General features: G+C 56.4%; 16 protein-coding genes. 9 read left to right on the top strand and 7 right to left on the bottom strand.

Annotation, left to right across the window (positions count from 1 at the left end; all coding sequences use genetic code 11):
- The first annotated feature begins 121 nt into the window (after positions 1 to 121).
- Both dapD and G5306_RS16835 read left to right on the top strand, forming a co-directional pair.
- A complete protein-coding gene (gene dapD / locus G5306_RS16840; protein ID WP_005338581.1) occupies positions 122 to 949 on the top strand; it encodes a 2,3,4,5-tetrahydropyridine-2,6-dicarboxylate N-succinyltransferase in 828 nt (275 codons plus the stop codon).
- Between the two features lie 126 nt (positions 950 to 1,075).
- Positions 1,076 to 1,459, top strand: coding sequence for a DUF3461 family protein (locus G5306_RS16835; protein ID WP_005338583.1), 384 nt, complete (start codon positions 1,076 to 1,078; stop codon positions 1,457 to 1,459).
- 269 nt (positions 1,460 to 1,728) lie between these two features.
- Here the strand turns inward: G5306_RS16835 and ptsG are convergent, their stop codons facing one another.
- The 6 genes from ptsG to G5306_RS16805 form a co-directional block, all read right to left on the bottom strand.
- Positions 1,729 to 3,159 carry a PTS glucose transporter subunit IIBC gene (ptsG, locus tag G5306_RS16830; RefSeq protein WP_005338586.1) on the bottom strand — a complete coding sequence of 477 codons (1,431 nt, stop codon included), beginning with the start codon at positions 3,157 to 3,159 and terminating at the stop codon, positions 1,729 to 1,731.
- A gap of 423 nt (positions 3,160 to 3,582) precedes the next feature.
- Positions 3,583 to 4,554: a MalM family protein gene (locus G5306_RS16825; protein ID WP_421313246.1), complete on the bottom strand. Its 972-nt coding sequence runs from the start codon at positions 4,552 to 4,554 to the stop codon at positions 3,583 to 3,585.
- A gap of 91 nt (positions 4,555 to 4,645) precedes the next feature.
- On the bottom strand, positions 4,646 to 5,965 hold the full coding sequence (locus tag G5306_RS16820) for a maltoporin (protein WP_302054505.1): 1,320 nt from the start codon (positions 5,963 to 5,965) through the stop codon (positions 4,646 to 4,648).
- Between the two features lie 530 nt (positions 5,966 to 6,495).
- Positions 6,496 to 6,936, bottom strand: coding sequence for a flavodoxin (locus tag G5306_RS16815; protein ID WP_421313245.1), 441 nt, complete (start codon positions 6,934 to 6,936; stop codon positions 6,496 to 6,498).
- A gap of 89 nt (positions 6,937 to 7,025) precedes the next feature.
- Positions 7,026 to 7,799 (bottom strand): tRNA pseudouridine(65) synthase TruC, encoded by a 774-nt coding sequence (gene truC / locus G5306_RS16810; RefSeq protein ID WP_421313243.1) that lies wholly within the window; start codon positions 7,797 to 7,799, stop codon positions 7,026 to 7,028.
- On the bottom strand, positions 7,796 to 8,131 hold the full coding sequence (locus G5306_RS16805; RefSeq protein WP_005338596.1) for a YqcC family protein: 336 nt from the start codon (positions 8,129 to 8,131) through the stop codon (positions 7,796 to 7,798). The genes truC and G5306_RS16805 overlap by 4 nt, the downstream gene beginning before the upstream one ends.
- A 276-nt stretch (positions 8,132 to 8,407) precedes the next feature.
- On the opposite strand from G5306_RS16805, the gene G5306_RS16800 reads away from it, so the two are divergent.
- The 5 genes from G5306_RS16800 (at position 8,408) to G5306_RS16780 (ending at position 11,340) form a co-directional block, all read left to right on the top strand.
- Positions 8,408 to 9,448 carry a DUF3549 family protein gene (locus G5306_RS16800; RefSeq protein WP_335818398.1) on the top strand — a complete coding sequence of 347 codons (1,041 nt, stop codon included), beginning with the start codon at positions 8,408 to 8,410 and terminating at the stop codon, positions 9,446 to 9,448.
- Positions 9,449 to 9,559: 111 nt separating this feature from the next.
- A complete protein-coding gene (locus G5306_RS16795) occupies positions 9,560 to 9,859 on the top strand; it encodes a DUF3301 domain-containing protein (protein WP_234603541.1) in 300 nt (99 codons plus the stop codon).
- A 74-nt stretch (positions 9,860 to 9,933) separates the two neighbouring features.
- Positions 9,934 to 10,170, top strand: coding sequence for a DUF2789 family protein (locus tag G5306_RS16790; RefSeq protein WP_005338602.1), 237 nt, complete (start codon positions 9,934 to 9,936; stop codon positions 10,168 to 10,170).
- Between the two features lie 84 nt (positions 10,171 to 10,254).
- Positions 10,255 to 10,551, top strand: coding sequence for a DNA-binding protein (locus G5306_RS16785; protein WP_005343755.1), 297 nt, complete (start codon positions 10,255 to 10,257; stop codon positions 10,549 to 10,551).
- A 3-nt stretch (positions 10,552 to 10,554) separates the two neighbouring features.
- Positions 10,555 to 11,340: a Zn-ribbon-containing protein gene (locus tag G5306_RS16780; RefSeq protein WP_421258329.1), complete on the top strand. Its 786-nt coding sequence runs from the start codon at positions 10,555 to 10,557 to the stop codon at positions 11,338 to 11,340.
- Between the two features lie 92 nt (positions 11,341 to 11,432).
- On the opposite strand, the gene syd is transcribed toward G5306_RS16780, so the two are convergent.
- Positions 11,433 to 11,981, bottom strand: coding sequence for a SecY-interacting protein (gene syd, locus G5306_RS16775; RefSeq protein ID WP_421313241.1), 549 nt, complete (start codon positions 11,979 to 11,981; stop codon positions 11,433 to 11,435).
- Positions 11,982 to 12,185: 204 nt separating this feature from the next.
- Between syd and queF the strand changes: the two genes are divergently transcribed.
- Together queF and G5306_RS16765 are read left to right on the top strand one after the other, a co-directional pair.
- The gene (gene queF / locus G5306_RS16770) at positions 12,186 to 13,034 is read left to right on the top strand and encodes an NADPH-dependent 7-cyano-7-deazaguanine reductase QueF (protein ID WP_216951892.1); all 849 of its coding nucleotides are present in this window, start codon (positions 12,186 to 12,188) and stop codon (positions 13,032 to 13,034) included.
- 177 nt (positions 13,035 to 13,211) lie between these two features.
- Positions 13,212 to 15,494 (top strand): hypothetical protein, encoded by a 2,283-nt coding sequence (locus G5306_RS16765; RefSeq protein WP_266134129.1) that lies wholly within the window; start codon positions 13,212 to 13,214, stop codon positions 15,492 to 15,494.
- The last annotated feature ends 65 nt before the right edge of the window (positions 15,495 to 15,559 follow it).

Genomic DNA, 15,559 nt, shown 5'->3' with positions numbered 1-15,559 from the left:
CAACTGGTTGGCGCACACAGGATGAAGAAATGGCCGCTGGCCGGAAGAATTCCGGTCAACCCCTTAAAAACAGTCGGAAAAGTGTGATACAACAAACAGAATTTTTTAAAGGAAACCTGTCATGACCGAGTTGCAACAGATCATTGAAGCGGCCTTCGAGCGCCGCGACACCATTACTCCGGGCTCCGTGGATAGCGCCACCAAGTCCGCCATCCTGCAAGCCATCGACCTGCTGGACTCCGGCAAAGCACGGGTTGCCGAGAAGATCGCCGGTGAGTGGGTTGTCCATCAGTGGTTGAAGAAAGCGGTACTGCTCTACTTCCGCATCAACGACAACGGCATCATCAAGGGCGACGATGCCCAGTACTACGACAAGGTTCCCCTCAAGTTCTCCAACTATACCGCCGAGCAGTTCAAGGAAGCGGGTGTGCGCGTGGTGCCGCCGGCAACAGCTCGCAAAGGCTCCTTTATCGCCCCCAATACCGTGCTGATGCCCTCCTACGTCAACATCGGCGCCTTCGTTGACGAAGGTACCATGGTCGATACCTGGGCCACTGTCGGCTCTTGCGCCCAGATCGGTAAGAACGTCCACCTCTCCGGCGGCGTCGGCATCGGCGGCGTACTGGAGCCGCTGCAGGCCAACCCGACCATCATCGAAGACAACTGCTTTATCGGTGCCCGCTCCGAAGTGGTTGAAGGGGTGATCGTCGAGGAAGGTTCCGTCATCTCCATGGGCGTCTTCATCGGCCAGTCCACCCGCATCTATGACCGTGAAACCGGCGAGATCCACTACGGCCGCGTACCGGCTGGCTCCGTGGTCGTCTCCGGCTCCCTGCCCTCCAAGTGCGGTAAATACAGCCTCTACGCGGCGGTGATCGTCAAAAAGGTCGATGCAAAAACCCGTGCCAAAGTCGGCATCAACGCCCTGCTGCGCTCCATCGACGAGTAATCAGCATTGCTGTGATGAAAGGGCGCCTGATGGCGCCCTTTTCATTTTGGCGCCCCTGTCACAGGCAAGCCATGAGGCATCGGTTAAGATGGATGGGACAGGATCGTTTCAAACCGAGGAAGCCTGATGTACGAGAATCTGAAGAGCCTGGGGATCCAGGATCCCGCCTCCGTCGACAGCTATACCCTGCGCCAGGAGGCCAACCACGACATCCTCAAGATCTACTTCAAGAAGCAGAAAGGCGAGTTCTTCGCCAAGAGTGTCAAATTCAAGTATCCACGCCAGCGCAAGACCATGCTGGTCGATTCCGGTACCCATGAGTACAAGGATGTCACCGAGATCAACGCCAACCTCAAATATGTGGTGGATGAGCTGGACAACCTGACCCAGGGCGTCCATCAGCAGGCCGACCCGGACATCAAGCAAAAGATCCTGCGCGACCTGCGCCATCTGGAAAAAGTGGTACAAAACAAGATCAGCGAAATCGAACGGGATCTGGAGAAACTCTAACCCTCCCCCTCTTGCTTAAAGAGCGCCCAATGTGGCGCTCTTTTTATTGGCTGACTTTATATAGGTTTATCAGGTGATGACATGCGATAAGTCGAGCGAGGCACACCAGCGGTTGTGCCGACATAGGGCATCCCGTTACACATCGCATCTTGGGTAACGAGACTCCTGCCGAGTTCGACCTGCTGTGACTCGCACGATCCATAACCAGAAATAGCAAGAGGGAGGCTTTCGCCTCCCTCTTCAAACACGCTGATATTCAGGCAACAGGATTAGTTGCTCTTCATCCAGATGTCCATGTCGGTTTTCAGGTTGTCGGACTTGGTACCGAAGATGGCTTGAACGCCGGAACCAGCCACTACCACACCGGCAGCACCCAGTTTCTTCAGACCAGCCTGGTCAACCTTGGCAACATCTTTCACACCAACACGCAGACGGGTGATGCAGGCATCCAGAGAAGCGATGTTCTCTTTACCACCGAAGGCGGCAACCAGAGCAGCAGACATCTCGTCTTTGCCTTGGCCAACGGCCTCTTCAGCAGTCTCGTCTTCACGACCCGGGGTTTTCAGGTTCATGGCACGGATAACGAAGCTGAATACGACGTAGTAGATAGCCGCGTAAACCAGACCCAGACCAACCAGCAGCAGCATGTTGTCGGCACGCGGTGATTGCACCACGAAGTCGATGAAGCCGTTGGAGAAGGTGTGACCGTGTACGATACCCAGAGAGTTGGTCAGCACATAAGCCAGACCAGCCAGTACAGCGTGGATTGCGTACAGAACCGGAGCGATGAACAGGAAGGAGAATTCAATCGGCTCGGTGATACCGGTCAGGAAAGAGGTCAGGGCTGCAGAGGCCATGATACCAACGATCTTGGCGCGGTTTTCCGGCTTGGCAGCGTGAGCAATGGCGAACGCAGCAGCAGGCAGACCGAACATTTTGAACAGGTAGCCACCAGCCAGCTGACCAAAACCGTTACCGGCAGCGCGGGAAGCGTCATCAGCAGTCAGGAAGCAGGTCATGATACCGTGAACAGTTTCACCGGCACCGTTGACGCAGGTACCAGCCTGATAGAAGAACGGTACGTTCCAGATGTGGTGCAGACCGAACGGGATCAGGGAGCGCTCAACCACGCCGTAGATACCGAAGGCCAGTACCGGGTTCTGGTTGGCAGCCCAGTCAGAGAAGGCACCGATGGCACCACCCACTGGCGGCCAAATCACGGACAGGATCACACCCAGACCGATGGAGAGGAAACCGGTGATGATGGGTACGGCACGTTTGCCCGCGAAGAAGCCCAGGTACTCTGGCAGCTGGATCTTGTAGAAACGGTTGAACGCCCAGGCAGCGATACCACCGGCCAGGATACCACCCAGCACGCCGGTTTCGATGGTTTCAACACCCATCACAGGTGCCATGACCTTCAGGGTTGCGACCATGATGCCGTAGCCAACGATGGCTGACAGACCGGATACACCGTCGTTATTGGTAAAGCCCAGAGCAACACCCACTGCGAACAGCAGGGCCATCTGGCCAAATACGGAACCACCGGCTTGCTCCATTAATTGGGAGACAATTTCCGGCATCCAGCTGAAGTGGGCAGCACCCACCCCCAGCAGAATACCTGCGACTGGCAAGACTGATACTGGCAGCATCAGCGCCTTACCAACCTTTTGCAGATTAGAGAAAGCATTTTTGAACATTGTGTGCGCTCCTGAATGGATTGTCGTCCCTGAACGATCTATCTGGATGAAATAAGGACTGATTCATTCAGATATCTTCGAGTCGGGCTTGTTTATTTTGACCATCAGAATATAACCCAGCGGGTCATAAATTGCTGCTTTCGAAGGCGGGGGAATATTGAATTTGGAGGGAAGATCACAACTTGTTTAGCGGCTAAAAAACGCATCTAATAAAAATTAATAATCCGCATTATCACTCTATTACAAAGACATATAAATAGCAGTTTCACTTTGTATTTTAATAATGCCATTTACATCAAATAGCAACTCACTGTAACAGAATGTAACGGCGTGATTTTTATTTATTACAGTCTACCGATTAAAAAGGCCTCCAACAAGGGAGGCCTCAATAAATATATCTGACCAGCAAACGGTCGTATTACTCTATTGTTGCGAGCGCTTGACCGCATCAATAAACACGCTTTTTGCTTTGGTTGAACCAGCCCGCTCGGCCTCGTTCACCAGCTTCATCGCCTTGTCGATATCCCCCGCCTTGACTGCTTTTTCGATCTGGCTCTGATAGAAGGCTTCAGTTTCACTCAACATGGCAGGAGCAGGTTTGGCTGCGACCGCAGCTGTTGCAGTTGTGGTAACGGCTGCGGTAGTCGCTATCGCTGTAACCTGCTGACCCTGGCTCATAGCCACCTTGTCGGCATATTCGGGTTTGAATACCGCTTCAAGACCACTTCCACGGGCCATATCTTTGACTTTGATCTGCACCAAGCCCCACGGGGAGTGCGGGATCACCGGATCCTTGATATCAGGCTCAACGGTACCATTAGCACGAGCAAACGCTTTTGATGGATGCAGGATTGTTGTGCTGCCTGAGAGCTTATCCGCGGGCGCATAAACGATCATGTATGTTTCGCTGGCCGGGTTGCCAGGCATGCTGCGATCAACAAAAACACGCCCTTCAATACGGTCGTTATCGAGCAAGTGAGCAGGCTGATAGCTGAATACTGACTCACCCAGGACCCGAGTCACCTTGAATTCGGCATCCAGCATAATGACCTTGGGCACCATCACGGTTTTACTCACCTGTGATGCCAGGCTGATCGCCAGATTGCCGGTGTTGGTCGGCAAGCGATAAGCCGCAAAGTAACTCATCCCCTCATCAAACTGAAAAGTGGGTTGCTTGCCATCGATGGCCAGCAAGGTCTCACCTTCAGGCAAGGGGGCATAACTGAAATCTTTAAACGCCACACAGCAGCTTGAGGCTTTGGCCAACGCTTGCTTGGCTTGATCTGCATCGCTCAAGATCGAGCCATGTTCTTGCAGAGGAACAACCATGTTTCCGGCACAACCGGTTAATAGCGCAGTGATTACGGCTGCAATAGACATCTTTACCCGTTTCATTTTTCTTATCTCCATAATCCGGTGGCCGTGATCCGGCGAAACAAAACTGCCCCCATAAGGGGGCAGTCACTAACTTAACTTAAACTTTTGCTTACCACCAAGCTTCTGCTTGAACACCAAACTGGTAGGTGTCTTTGGAGGTATTGCCTTCGAAGACTTTCTTGTCTTCGTCGTTAGCCAGGTAGGAGGCGAACACACGGATTTCCGGACGGGCCCAGAAGCTGGAACCAGCAGACCAGGCTTGAGCCAGGGTCAGCTTGTAGCCGGCATCTTTGTCTTCGCTGCCATTGGTGGACTTGTTGTTGTCCTTGAAGTAACCGCCTTCAAAGATGGTCTTGTTGAAGTCATCCCACTTGTACATCGGGCGAACAACAACAGACATGGTTTCCCACTTGTCGTTGCCGTCCCACATTTCGTTGCCTACACCGTAAACCAGCTGGTGACCCATCTCCCAGGAGTTGCCCATCGGAACAACGCCCCAGTTGATGATACGGAAACCGTCAGCACCGTCTTTGGCTTCAGCGCCGTACCAGGAACCATCGCCATAGAAAGCCATGGTCTTGGAGTAACCTTCGGTACCGTATTGCAGCACGGTTTTGTTGAAACCACCGAGGATGCCAGCGGTCAGTTCAGCAGTCAGCATCACGCCATCTTGCGGATTCTTTTTCAGTGCTTTCTGATCGTTGGTCTCATTGACCAGAGCATAGTCAACGCCCAGTTCCAAGGACGCATCGGTCCACAGCGGGATGCCGGCATAACGCAGATCCAAGGTGTTAACGTTCAGATCTTCATTCTTCTGATAGGTCGGGTTACCGTTGCCATCCACTCCGGTTTGGGTGTACTGGCCAAACACATCGGCAGCGCTGCGATCGTTGCGTACCCATGCGAAAGATACTTTACCCGGACCAGCCTGGATGCCTTCGATACCAGCACCGGCACCGGAGATGTTCCAGTAGTAGAAGTCGGAGATGTGGATGTCATGGCGTTGATAGTAACGCTTACCAGCCCACAGGGTTGCTTCAGGAGCAAAGTTCAGCAAGCCTTTGGCTTGTACGTTGAACTGACGCAGAGCGAAGTCGGAATCACCATTGCACTGCTTGGCATCGAAGTTACAAACAGTACCGGTACCTTCCCAGTCGTTTGAACCGTTGGAAGCCATGGCAAACATGGAATCAACATAGAAAGTCTTGCCATCTTTGTTGAATACTTCCTGACCCAGTTGCACTTCACCGTAGGTATCATTTTCGTTACCAAGACGGCCAACTTTATTGACGTTGTATTTAACCATGTCGCCGTCGCCGGAAACACCGACGCCGGAACGGAAATAACCGTGGAAATCTACGGCAAAGGCGGCTTGGGAAGCCAGGGCGGCAGTAACAGCTGCTGCAATCGGGAGCCACTTCATTTTCATTGTCATATTCCTTATTTCCCGCAGTGAGGAGTGTGATCCTGAATATTCAACTTCTTATCACCATGTAATCCTGTTGGTGATAACCGAGGTTGATTATAGGGAGCGTATTTCACGACAAATATGAAGCGACTCACAAAATGGCGACAAATCGCTCGGCAAACGATCTCCACAACAACAACAAGTAAAAAAGCCATCAACCGCGCAATTAAAATCCGGAAAACAAGAAAAACACACAACAACAACAACCCTGAAAGCGTTATCATTAATTAATTCGCGATAGAACTAAAGTCATTATTTTACGTTCGAATGACAAAAACATGACTGAGATCGCTTTCAAGATGGAACTTTTATTTGGATGACGGGTCTGCGGTGCGCGTGAAACCATTACGGCAATGGAATGCTAAAAGGGGAAAATAGCCCTCCGCCATCAGGGGAAATATGCGTTGCAGAGTGAGATGGTTTTTGTGCAAATAACAATCCCCTGCTACTTAAGGCTCAGGGGATTGATATGGCTCTATTCAAGAGAATATTCAGGGCTGAATATCCCACTTTTTCAGCCAGCTGAGTGCCACCTGTTCGGGTTCATCGTGCACGGTGGCATCCAGCTCCAGCGGGGAAATCACTCGCGTGGCCCCCAACTCTTGCAGCAATCCGTCCAGCCGACGGCCTGCGCCACAAAAATGGTCATAGCTGCTGTCACCCATGGCAATCAGGGCATACCGCAGCCCCTTGAGCCAGGGCGCCTTGTCAGCCAGCTCGCTGGCAAAGGGCTGCAGATTGGGAGGAATGTCCCCCTGCCCTGTAGTGGCACTGACCAGCAATAAAAAACGGCCGGGGTCAATGTCCGCCAGCCGTGCTTCTTCGTGCAGAGAACAGTGATGCCCCTTGCGTTCCAGCTCATCTGCCAAGGTCTCGGCCACCAGCATGGCTGCGCCATAGACAGTTCCTACCACGATATCGATCTGCGCCATTCTCCTCTCCCTGCTTGAGTCACTCTTTTAGCAACTCTATCAGCAAGCTGGCGTCAGATGCCACCGGTTCAGGGCTGAGGATCAGGCGCTTAGTAGTCGCTCTCGCTGGCGGGCCAGCCCAGCTCGGCAAACAGGCGCAGCACATCCTGACCGAGTGGCGCCTGGATCCGCATCGGCACCTTGAGCACCGGATGGGTAAAGCTCAGGGTGCGGGCCACCAGCAGCAGCCGTTCGCAGCCAAAGTGCTCGCGAAAGAAACGGTTGTGGCGGCCATCCCCGTGGGTGGTATCCCCGACAATGGGGTGGAACAGGTGATCCATATGGCGGCGCAGCTGATGCTTGCGGCCGGTCTTCGGGAACAATCTGACCAGACTGTAGCGACTGGTGGGGTGCTTTTTGGAGACCGCGTGGGGCAGCTCGACCTGATGCAAGCGCCGGAAGGTAGTGACGGCATCCTGCGCCGGGCGATCCGGGTTGCTCATGGCATCGGCAATCTTGTCCAGCTGCTCCTTGAGGGGATAGTCGATCACCCCCTGCTCGGGTGCCCAACCGCGCACCAATGCCAGATACTCCTTGTGCACCTGACGCTGGGTAAAGGCTTCGGTCAGCGCGCGGGCAATCACCGGTTCGAGCGCAAACAGCAGCACCCCGGAGGTGGGCCGATCGAGGCGATGCACCGGATAGACATGGCGACCGCCGATGAGATCCCGGGTCATCTGCATGGCAAAACGGGTCTCGCCCTTGTCGAGCCAACTGCGATGCACCAGCAGACCGGACGGCTTGTTGACCGCCACCAGCCACTCATCCTGATAGAGCAGAGTCAGCTTCAGGTCACTCTCTTCTCGGGTTTGCGCTGGCATCATTGTTCGATCACTTTGCCGGAAAGCAGCAGATCGAAGCGGGCGATCAGTCGCAGCAGCGCTTCTGCTTCGGCCAGATCTTCTTTGTAGACTTCGCTGGCCATGGGATAGAGGGAGACGCTGGTGGGCAGCGGAGCCTGCAACATCACCAACTGCTCCATGCGCGGGATCAGCACGAACTGCAGCCACTGATCAAAGCTCAGGGTATCGACACAAAAAGGCAGGGTGCTTGCCAGGGCTTCGTCACCGGGATGGTCAGCTTGCCAGCGCTCAAGGCGCTGCAACTCGGCGGTGAGTTCCCCCAACAGGCCAGCTACCAGCAAATATTGATTCATCTCGCTCTCTTCCTCATAACCACAGATTGATCCGCTGACCCGACAGGGTCAGTCAGGATGCCAGTACATTCGATCGCGCAGCACCGGCGATTCAGCCGGCTCGTCGACATACACGGCAGCCAGCACGGCCTGCCGCCGTTAAAAAAGGGCGATACTATACACCTCCCCCCGCATGGCTGCCATGTTGATATCTACCGCAACGCGCGTCTGCTGCCACTGGCTATCCTCGGCAAGGGCCTTATAATCGGCCCGCATCACCATTAGCCGGATCTCACCATGTCTGCGACGCCTACTGCCATCAATACCTTGACCGAATTTCTGACTCAGGCTGGCACCCAGTTCCAGCTGTTTGACATGGGCCGCCAAGTGCGGCCACTGGCAAGCGATACCTTTGTGCGCATCGAACAGCAGCAAGAGCCCTATCCCTGGCCGCTGCAACAGCACGCCTGGCTCGGTGTGCACTTCTTCCAGCCGAGCGAGTCTCGCCACTACCTCTGGTTCCTCAAGTTTGCCCTCGATGAGCGCGGCCTGCTGATGTCAAATGGCCCCAAGCTGTTCATGGATCAGGTGGTGGAGACCCTGGGCTACAAGCTCACCGGCGATCTGGATGAAGAGAAAGCCCAGCGCTTGGCCGACAATCCCTACACCTTCCGCCCGGCAGAGGCAAAAATGGCCAGTCTGCACGCCAAACTGGCGCGCCAGCTGGAGCAGGCCCCTTCGGCCTATTACGATGCCCTCTGTCACTATCTGGCCGCACCCAACGACACCGGTTGGCAAACGCTGGGGCTGCAGGGCTTTGCCGATCTGGCCGAGCGGCTGCATGATGAGCGCAATCTGGCGCTGATCTGCAAGGCACTGCCCAAACTGCCGCAAGAGCCGCTCTACGCCCTCTGCCAGAGCCTTGAAAACGCCCCGCTGCCGCCGGCAGTCCAAGGGGCCCTGCTCGAGCGGATCGGCAAGGAGCAGGAGTGCGCCGCCCCCAACCCGGAGACCCTGGCCTACCTCTGCCGCGCCATGGCCTCCTGCCCCGGCAGCACTTTGCGCACCAACAAGCTGCTGACCCTGCTGCAAACCCAGCCAAGCCCTGCGCTACTGCTCGCCATCGCCGGTCGGCTCTGGCCCGATCTGAAAGATGCCAATCTGCTCAGCTACTATCTGGAACAGCTGGCGCTACAACCGACCCAGTTCTTCAATCAGGTTTTTGCCGAGTTGGTCACTTTACCGGCCCTGCGCAATGATATGCTGGCCAGACTGCGCGACCCCGAGCGCAGCGATGCGCTGGGCAAGGCCATCGGCCGTCTGTTTGCCTCGGCCTGATCCCTCGCCTCCCCCTCACGCCACGAGGCAACACGGCGGGAAATAGAAAAAGAGATCGGGAGTGCCGAGCAGGACTCCCGGTTATCGACATCACGATAAGGAAGCCCGCCTATGGGAGAGATGCTCGGAATTTTGTTGCTGATTGCCGTAGCCGGCCTGTTCTGGCTGCAACGCCAACAGGCAGAAGTGGCCTGGCAATACATGCGCCGCTACTGCCAGCACCATGATCTGCAACTGCTGTCGCTGGCCCGCAACCGGCGGGAGCTGGCCCGCAATCCCCTGCGGCTGCTGACCCACTATCAGTTTGAATTCTCCAGCGATGGCGAGAGCCACTATCAGGGCACCCTCAAGATGCAGGGGCTGCACATCGTGGGCGTTGATCTGCCACCCCATCGCATCCCCTCTGCCTGATCCCCAATCTCGTCTCTGCGCCCGATGGCTGTGCCTGTCTATAATCTCAGGGATTAAACAAAGGGAGAGACGAGATGGAACCCCTTGTCCACGATCTGCCAGCCCTGTTTGCCCAGCTCGGGATGGCCAACGACGAGCTGAGCCTGCACCGCTTTGTGCACGACCATCACCTCGACAATGAAACCCTGCTGCCGGAGGCCGGTTTCTGGAATGCCGCCCAGGCCAGCTTCCTGCGCGATGCCCTGTGGAACGACTCCGACTGGTGCGAGGCGATCGACCAGCTCGATGTGATGCTGCGCCAGCCCCGCTAAGCCGCCCGCCCCTTTCCTCCCCTGCCGGCTTTGGTTAAGATCCCGCCCCGATATCGATCCACCCTTCTCACCCAGAGCATGCTTATGTCCGCCCACGAGATCATCCGAATTGCCAACGAGCTGGCCGCCAAGGGCCTGACGCCCACCACTGCCATGATCAAGGCCCGCCTCACCCAGCCTGTGCCGATGGCCGAGCTGCTGAAAGTGCTGAGCCAGTGGAAGCAGCAGCCAGTTGCGACCGCCGAGAGCGAGATCCTGCCAGAGGCTGTGCCTCAGCCAGCACCGGAGCTCACCCTGCAGCAACTCGCCGAACAGCTCGCGCGCATCGAACAGAAGGTGGATCGCCTGACCGACCTGCTCCTCCAGCAGGGGCAAGGCTGAACCATGTATATCGTCGAACTCTGCTTTGAGTGTTACCGCGATACCTCCCTTGGCGAAGCCGAGCGGGCCATCGTCAACTACCTCGACATGCTGCGTTATCAGGGCCAGATCCTCGGGCGGGAATTCCCCACCAGCATGCATGACGGCTATTTCGTCAGTCGGGTAGTCTGCCCGGAGCAGGATAGCCTGCACCCCGACAACCAGAGCGAGCAGGTCAAACTGGCCGAACAGCAGCTCAATCAGGCCGGGTTATTGGCGCCAAAGCTCCATCTTCAAGGGGCGGATCTGCTCTCCGACAGCACCGACCCTTGCGGCACACAGGGCGAGCGCCCCAGCTGGATGATGCTCTATACCAGCTTCCTGCATACCTGCTCGCCGCTGCGCTGTGGTGACCACTTCGCCCCCATTCCGCTCTACCAGCTGCCCGCGGTCGCCAACGGCGATCAGAAACAGATCATCAAGTGGCAGGAGGATTGGGAGGCATGCGATCAGCTGCAGATGAACGGCTCCATCGCCGAACATGCGGCGCTGCACGAAATCGGCGAAGTGGGCAGCCGCCTCTACCGGCGCGGCACCGATTTGGCCAAACGGTTGGAAGTGCTGAGCGGCATCCCCACCTACTACTACCTCTACCGAGTGGGCGGGTTGAGCGCGGCCGAGGAGAAGGCGCGCCCCTGCCCCAGCTGTGGCGGTGAGTGGGCGCTGGCAGAGCCACTGCACGAGATCTTCGACTTCAAGTGCGACAGCTGCCGTCTGATCTCCAACCTCTCCTGGGATTTCAAGGATTAAGCGCGTTCCCTGTACGCGATGCCATAAAAAAGAGCCTTGCCGCATGGCAAGGCTCTTTTCGTTCCGATGAGTAACCTTGGCTCGAAGCGGCGCTATTGCGGCAACGTTTCCAGCCGCTCCAGAAACGCCGGCAAAGAGGGCGCCAGCGTCAGACGGCGGCCGGAATCGAGCCACTCCAGCCACACCTGACCACTCTCGTTATCCAGCGAGATGAGCGTCATCTCGTTGCGGGTGGTGGCAATAAAGATGGAGGGGGTTCGTTTTAGCTTGCGCAGCATCAGCAAGTGGCCGATGAGGTTCTCCTTGAGCAGGTCGAGATCCACGTCGTTCCACGGCAGGAGCAATTCAAGGCGCAGCCCCTTGAAGAGGCAGGGGATGGGGCGGCTGAACCAGTGCCCGAACAGGGCAATGGCGCTGGGATGAATTGTCAGCTCAAGGGCATCGGCCATGGCCGTAAAATCGGCGGGCTCGGAGCGATGGTGAGGACGCCAGGCCACCCGACCATCGGCGGGCTCACCAAGCTGGCAGGGGGAACGCCAGTCCGCCTCCCACTCGCACAGGGGCAGGCCTCGTCTGGCCTCGCCATCCCGTTGCCAGCGGGCAAAAAAGTGCTCCAGGGCAGACAAAACTTGATCCGACATCGAAAATCCCCACAATTGCTGGCAAAGTCCGCTATTGCACCACCAAACCCGGTAACAGACAAGGTTGCCAGCCGACCTAGTGACCCGGGAAACAGAACCCGGGATACAGAGAGGCCGACGCCCAAGCCAAGCGGCTGCAACCATCCGGCCCTGCAATGGCCCGTTTCATTCCACTCATCATGAGCACATTACGTGAGCAACCCTGTGAGCAAACAAGATAGATACGCCGGGGCCAGCGCCCTGACCGGCCTGAGCCTGGGCCAGCAATCCGATTACATCAGCCAGTACACCCCCTCCCTGCTGCAGCCGGTTCCACGTAGCCTGAACCGGGATGATCTCAAGCTGGGCGATGACCTGCCCTTTAGCGGTTGCGATGTCTGGACCCTCTATGAGCTCTCTTGGCTCAATGCCAAGGGCAAGCCGATGGTGGCGGTGGGTGAAGTGGCCATTCCGGCCACCAGTGCGAACCTGATCGAATCCAAATCCTTCAAGCTCTACCTCAACTCCTTCAACCAGACCCGTTGCGACTCTATCGAGGCAGTCGCCGCCATGCTGACCAAGGATCTGAGTGCCTGTGCCGGTGAGACCGTCAAGGTGACCCTGTTCCCCCTCGACAAGGCGCCGCACCAGATTGCCCTGCTGCCCGGCGAGTGCATTGATGAGCAGGATATCGAGGTAGACAATTACGAGTTTGATGCGTCCCTGCTGCAAGGGGCGGTCGGCAGCGAGCAGGTTGAAGAGACTCTGCACAGCCACCTGCTCAAATCCAACTGCCTGGTCACCAGCCAGCCCGACTGGGGCTCCGTGGTAATCCGCTACAAGGGGCCGAAACTCGATCGGGAGAAGCTGCTGCGCTACCTCATCTCGTTCCGCCAACACAACGAGTTCCACGAGCAGTGCATCGAGCGGATCTTTATCGACCTCAAGCACTATTGCCAGCCTGAGCAGTTGACCGTCTATGCACGCTATACCCGCCGCGGCGGCCTCGACATCAACCCGTTCCGCTCCGATTTCGAAGCCGTGCCAACCAACCTGCGTCTGATCCGTCAATAAGAGCAGACGTTGATAAAGGGCTTCCCGGTATCACACCACAGCGCCCTGCTATCTCAACCCTGCTGGCGCCTTGATGCATCCGGCTACAAAGGAGCCTGAGCACACCATCAGTAAACGCTGGACTCGCAGGGGTGGGCTTGGATAACATGCCAACACCTCTGCGCCGTCCTTAATCCAATGAATCAACTGTTTTTTCTGGCTATGATGATGTCTTCTCTGTCCGCTCCAAATCTGGATCTGGACAAGGAGCAACTATCCCTGGATCTGCAACAGGCCCAATCACTGGTGCTGACCGACCCTGCCAGATGTGTTCAGATCACCTCCGCCTTTCTGACGCGTGCGGCCAAGAATCCCCAGCAAATCATCAGTAATCGTCAGGAGTTCGGCTATCGCGAGCCTCTGCTCAGCTACAGCACCGTTTCGCAAACCATCGGAGCACACCTGCTTGAAGGGGAGTGCCGAATCCAGCTTGGCCAATATCAAGCTACCCAGCAAACCCTCGACAAGGCGATGGAGCTGGCGGAGAGAGAGCGCCAACCCGAACTCAAGGCCCACGCCCTCTATCTCAAAATCCGTAGCCAGGGGCTAAGGCAAGATGGCCAGAACAACAGCCGTATCCTGCTGGAACAATTGGACGAACAGCTGGCCCGTCCCGACCTCAAACAGAGCCAGTTACAGATCTATAGCCGCCTGCAACGCACCAGCTACGAGATTGAAAATCAGCATCTTGAAGACGCCAAGACCCATCTGGCGGATGCAAGGATCTGGGCTGCCAAAGCCGCCAATCCTCTTGCCAGCGCCTGGGTCAGCGCCATCAGCGGCGACCTTTATCGTGTGCTGCAACAACCCCAGCTGGCATTGGGTGAATATATCGATGCCCAGCAGCAGGCCAAGAATCTCAACGACCCGCTCTTTCTCGGCTTGCTCTCCAACCAGATAGTCAAACTCTATCAGCAAGAGCAGGAGCCCCAGAAAGCGCTGCAATATGCCAATGAAGCGGCCAACTATTTTCACTCCATCGGCAATCCGTCACTGCTATGCGACTCACTTATCGTGCTGGCCCGACTCAACCGTGATCAGGGCGACCTCAATATGGCGCTGGTCTACTTCTTCAATGCGCTGGATTTGCTCGATGAGGGAAGCAGTCGGCCGCAGGCCTCTCTGCTCAAGTACGAGATTGGCAAAACCTATCTGCAAAGCGGTAACCTCTCGCTGGCCGGCAACTACCTCAATGCAGCCCGGCAGTCCCACGAGTTGGGCGATGCCAAAGAGCCGCTGATCGATACCCTGCTGTTGCTCGGCGAGCTCTATCTGAAGAAGCAGGAGGCGGCCATCGCCATCCTGCAGCTGGAAAATGCCCGGGCACTGGCCAATCAGGTAGGCGACACTCGCCGCCAGTACGAAGTATTCCGCCTGTTGTCACTTGCGTATGAGCAGAAGGGATACCTGCACCAGGCCCTCGACAGTTACAAGCGCTTCCATCGTTTGGGAGAAGAGGTTCGCCAGCAGGAAATTGATCAGGAGCAGGCTGCGATCCGCGACAACTATGTCCAGGTTGAACGGGTACAACACATCAAGGAGCTGGAGCAGCAGCTTAACAACAGCCAGCACCAGCAGGAGCGCTATCTCTGGTCGAGCATTACCACCAGCCTGCTGCTGGCGCTCTTCATCTACCTCTTCTTCACCCTCTGGCTAAAATTGCGTACCGCCCGTCTGCAACTGAAACGCACTGGCGAGGCCCTGCTGATCGAACCCCGCTCCGGACTTGCCAACTGGCAGCGGCTGATGAATCGCTGGCCGCGGGAGATGGCAAAACGCCAGCTGAAATCGGAGCGCTGGTATCTGAGCGAAGAGCACAGTGAATTCGATGACAAGCTGCACTATCTGCTGTTCCGGGTACCCTTCCTGGTCAATACGCTGGAGCGCCACGGCTATCAGGCCAGCCGTGAAATCGAGCAGGCGTTCGGCATCTATATGGATACCCTGACCCCGCAAGATGGCCGTATCTATGACTTGCGGGAAGGGCACATGCTGTACGTTGTGCCGCAGCGCCACGTGACCAACCTGCATCAACTTGCGGGAGACCTGCTAACCGCCATCGCCGCCTTCCCTTGCCAATACGAGCTTGATCGCCAGATAAGCCTGGGGATTGTCAGCCACCCCTTCCTGCCCAAGGCGGCGACCGCGCTCGATCACAATGGCCTATTCGACCTCTGCTATCTCGCCCTGTCGGGAGCCATTCAGCTCAGTGAAAAATACCGGCAAAACGCCTGGTTGGAGCTCGCCGCCATCGATTGCCAGCAGGCTGCATTTTTTAATGGGGATGTGTGGCAATGCGGCTTGATGGCAATTGACAAGGGGCTGGTAAAAGTCAATTCTTCTCATGAAAAGCAATGGGTTAACTGGCCCAGCCTCGCAAGGATGCAAGCGGCTGAAGGCCAGCCGGCAAATAATAGATAACAGACGACACTCAACCTCGGGTTCGGCCACTGTTGCTATCCAACACCAAAAACAATAATGACAAC

The sequence above is a fragment of the Aeromonas sp. 603404 genome (assembly GCF_049171775.1).
GTDB lineage: Bacteria > Pseudomonadota > Gammaproteobacteria > Enterobacterales > Aeromonadaceae > Aeromonas > Aeromonas veronii_A.
This window is presented reverse-complemented; position numbering and strand designations above follow the sequence as displayed.

Bases quoted from the DNA above. Each gene is read 5' to 3' on its own strand.
- dapD (WP_005338581.1), top strand. From the start codon at position 122: ATGACCGAGTTGCAACAGATCATTGAAGCGGCCTTCGAGCGCCGCGAC.
- G5306_RS16835 (WP_005338583.1), top strand. From the start codon at position 1,076: ATGTACGAGAATCTGAAGAGCCTGGGGATCCAGGATCCCGCCTCCGTC.
- ptsG (WP_005338586.1), bottom strand. From the start codon at position 3,159: ATGTTCAAAAATGCTTTCTCTAATCTGCAAAAGGTTGGTAAGGCGCTG.
- G5306_RS16825 (WP_421313246.1), bottom strand. From the start codon at position 4,554: ATGAAACGGGTAAAGATGTCTATTGCAGCCGTAATCACTGCGCTATTA.
- G5306_RS16820 (WP_302054505.1), bottom strand. From the start codon at position 5,965: ATGAAAATGAAGTGGCTCCCGATTGCAGCAGCTGTTACTGCCGCCCTG.
- G5306_RS16815 (WP_421313245.1), bottom strand. From the start codon at position 6,936: ATGGCGCAGATCGATATCGTGGTAGGAACTGTCTATGGCGCAGCCATG.
- truC (WP_421313243.1), bottom strand. From the start codon at position 7,799: ATGATGCCAGCGCAAACCCGAGAAGAGAGTGACCTGAAGCTGACTCTG.
- G5306_RS16805 (WP_005338596.1), bottom strand. From the start codon at position 8,131: ATGAATCAATATTTGCTGGTAGCTGGCCTGTTGGGGGAACTCACCGCC.
- G5306_RS16800 (WP_335818398.1), top strand. From the start codon at position 8,408: ATGTCTGCGACGCCTACTGCCATCAATACCTTGACCGAATTTCTGACT.
- G5306_RS16795 (WP_234603541.1), top strand. From the start codon at position 9,560: ATGGGAGAGATGCTCGGAATTTTGTTGCTGATTGCCGTAGCCGGCCTG.
- G5306_RS16790 (WP_005338602.1), top strand. From the start codon at position 9,934: ATGGAACCCCTTGTCCACGATCTGCCAGCCCTGTTTGCCCAGCTCGGG.
- G5306_RS16785 (WP_005343755.1), top strand. From the start codon at position 10,255: ATGTCCGCCCACGAGATCATCCGAATTGCCAACGAGCTGGCCGCCAAG.
- G5306_RS16780 (WP_421258329.1), top strand. From the start codon at position 10,555: ATGTATATCGTCGAACTCTGCTTTGAGTGTTACCGCGATACCTCCCTT.
- syd (WP_421313241.1), bottom strand. From the start codon at position 11,981: ATGTCGGATCAAGTTTTGTCTGCCCTGGAGCACTTTTTTGCCCGCTGG.
- G5306_RS16765 (WP_266134129.1), top strand. From the start codon at position 13,212: ATGAATCAACTGTTTTTTCTGGCTATGATGATGTCTTCTCTGTCCGCT.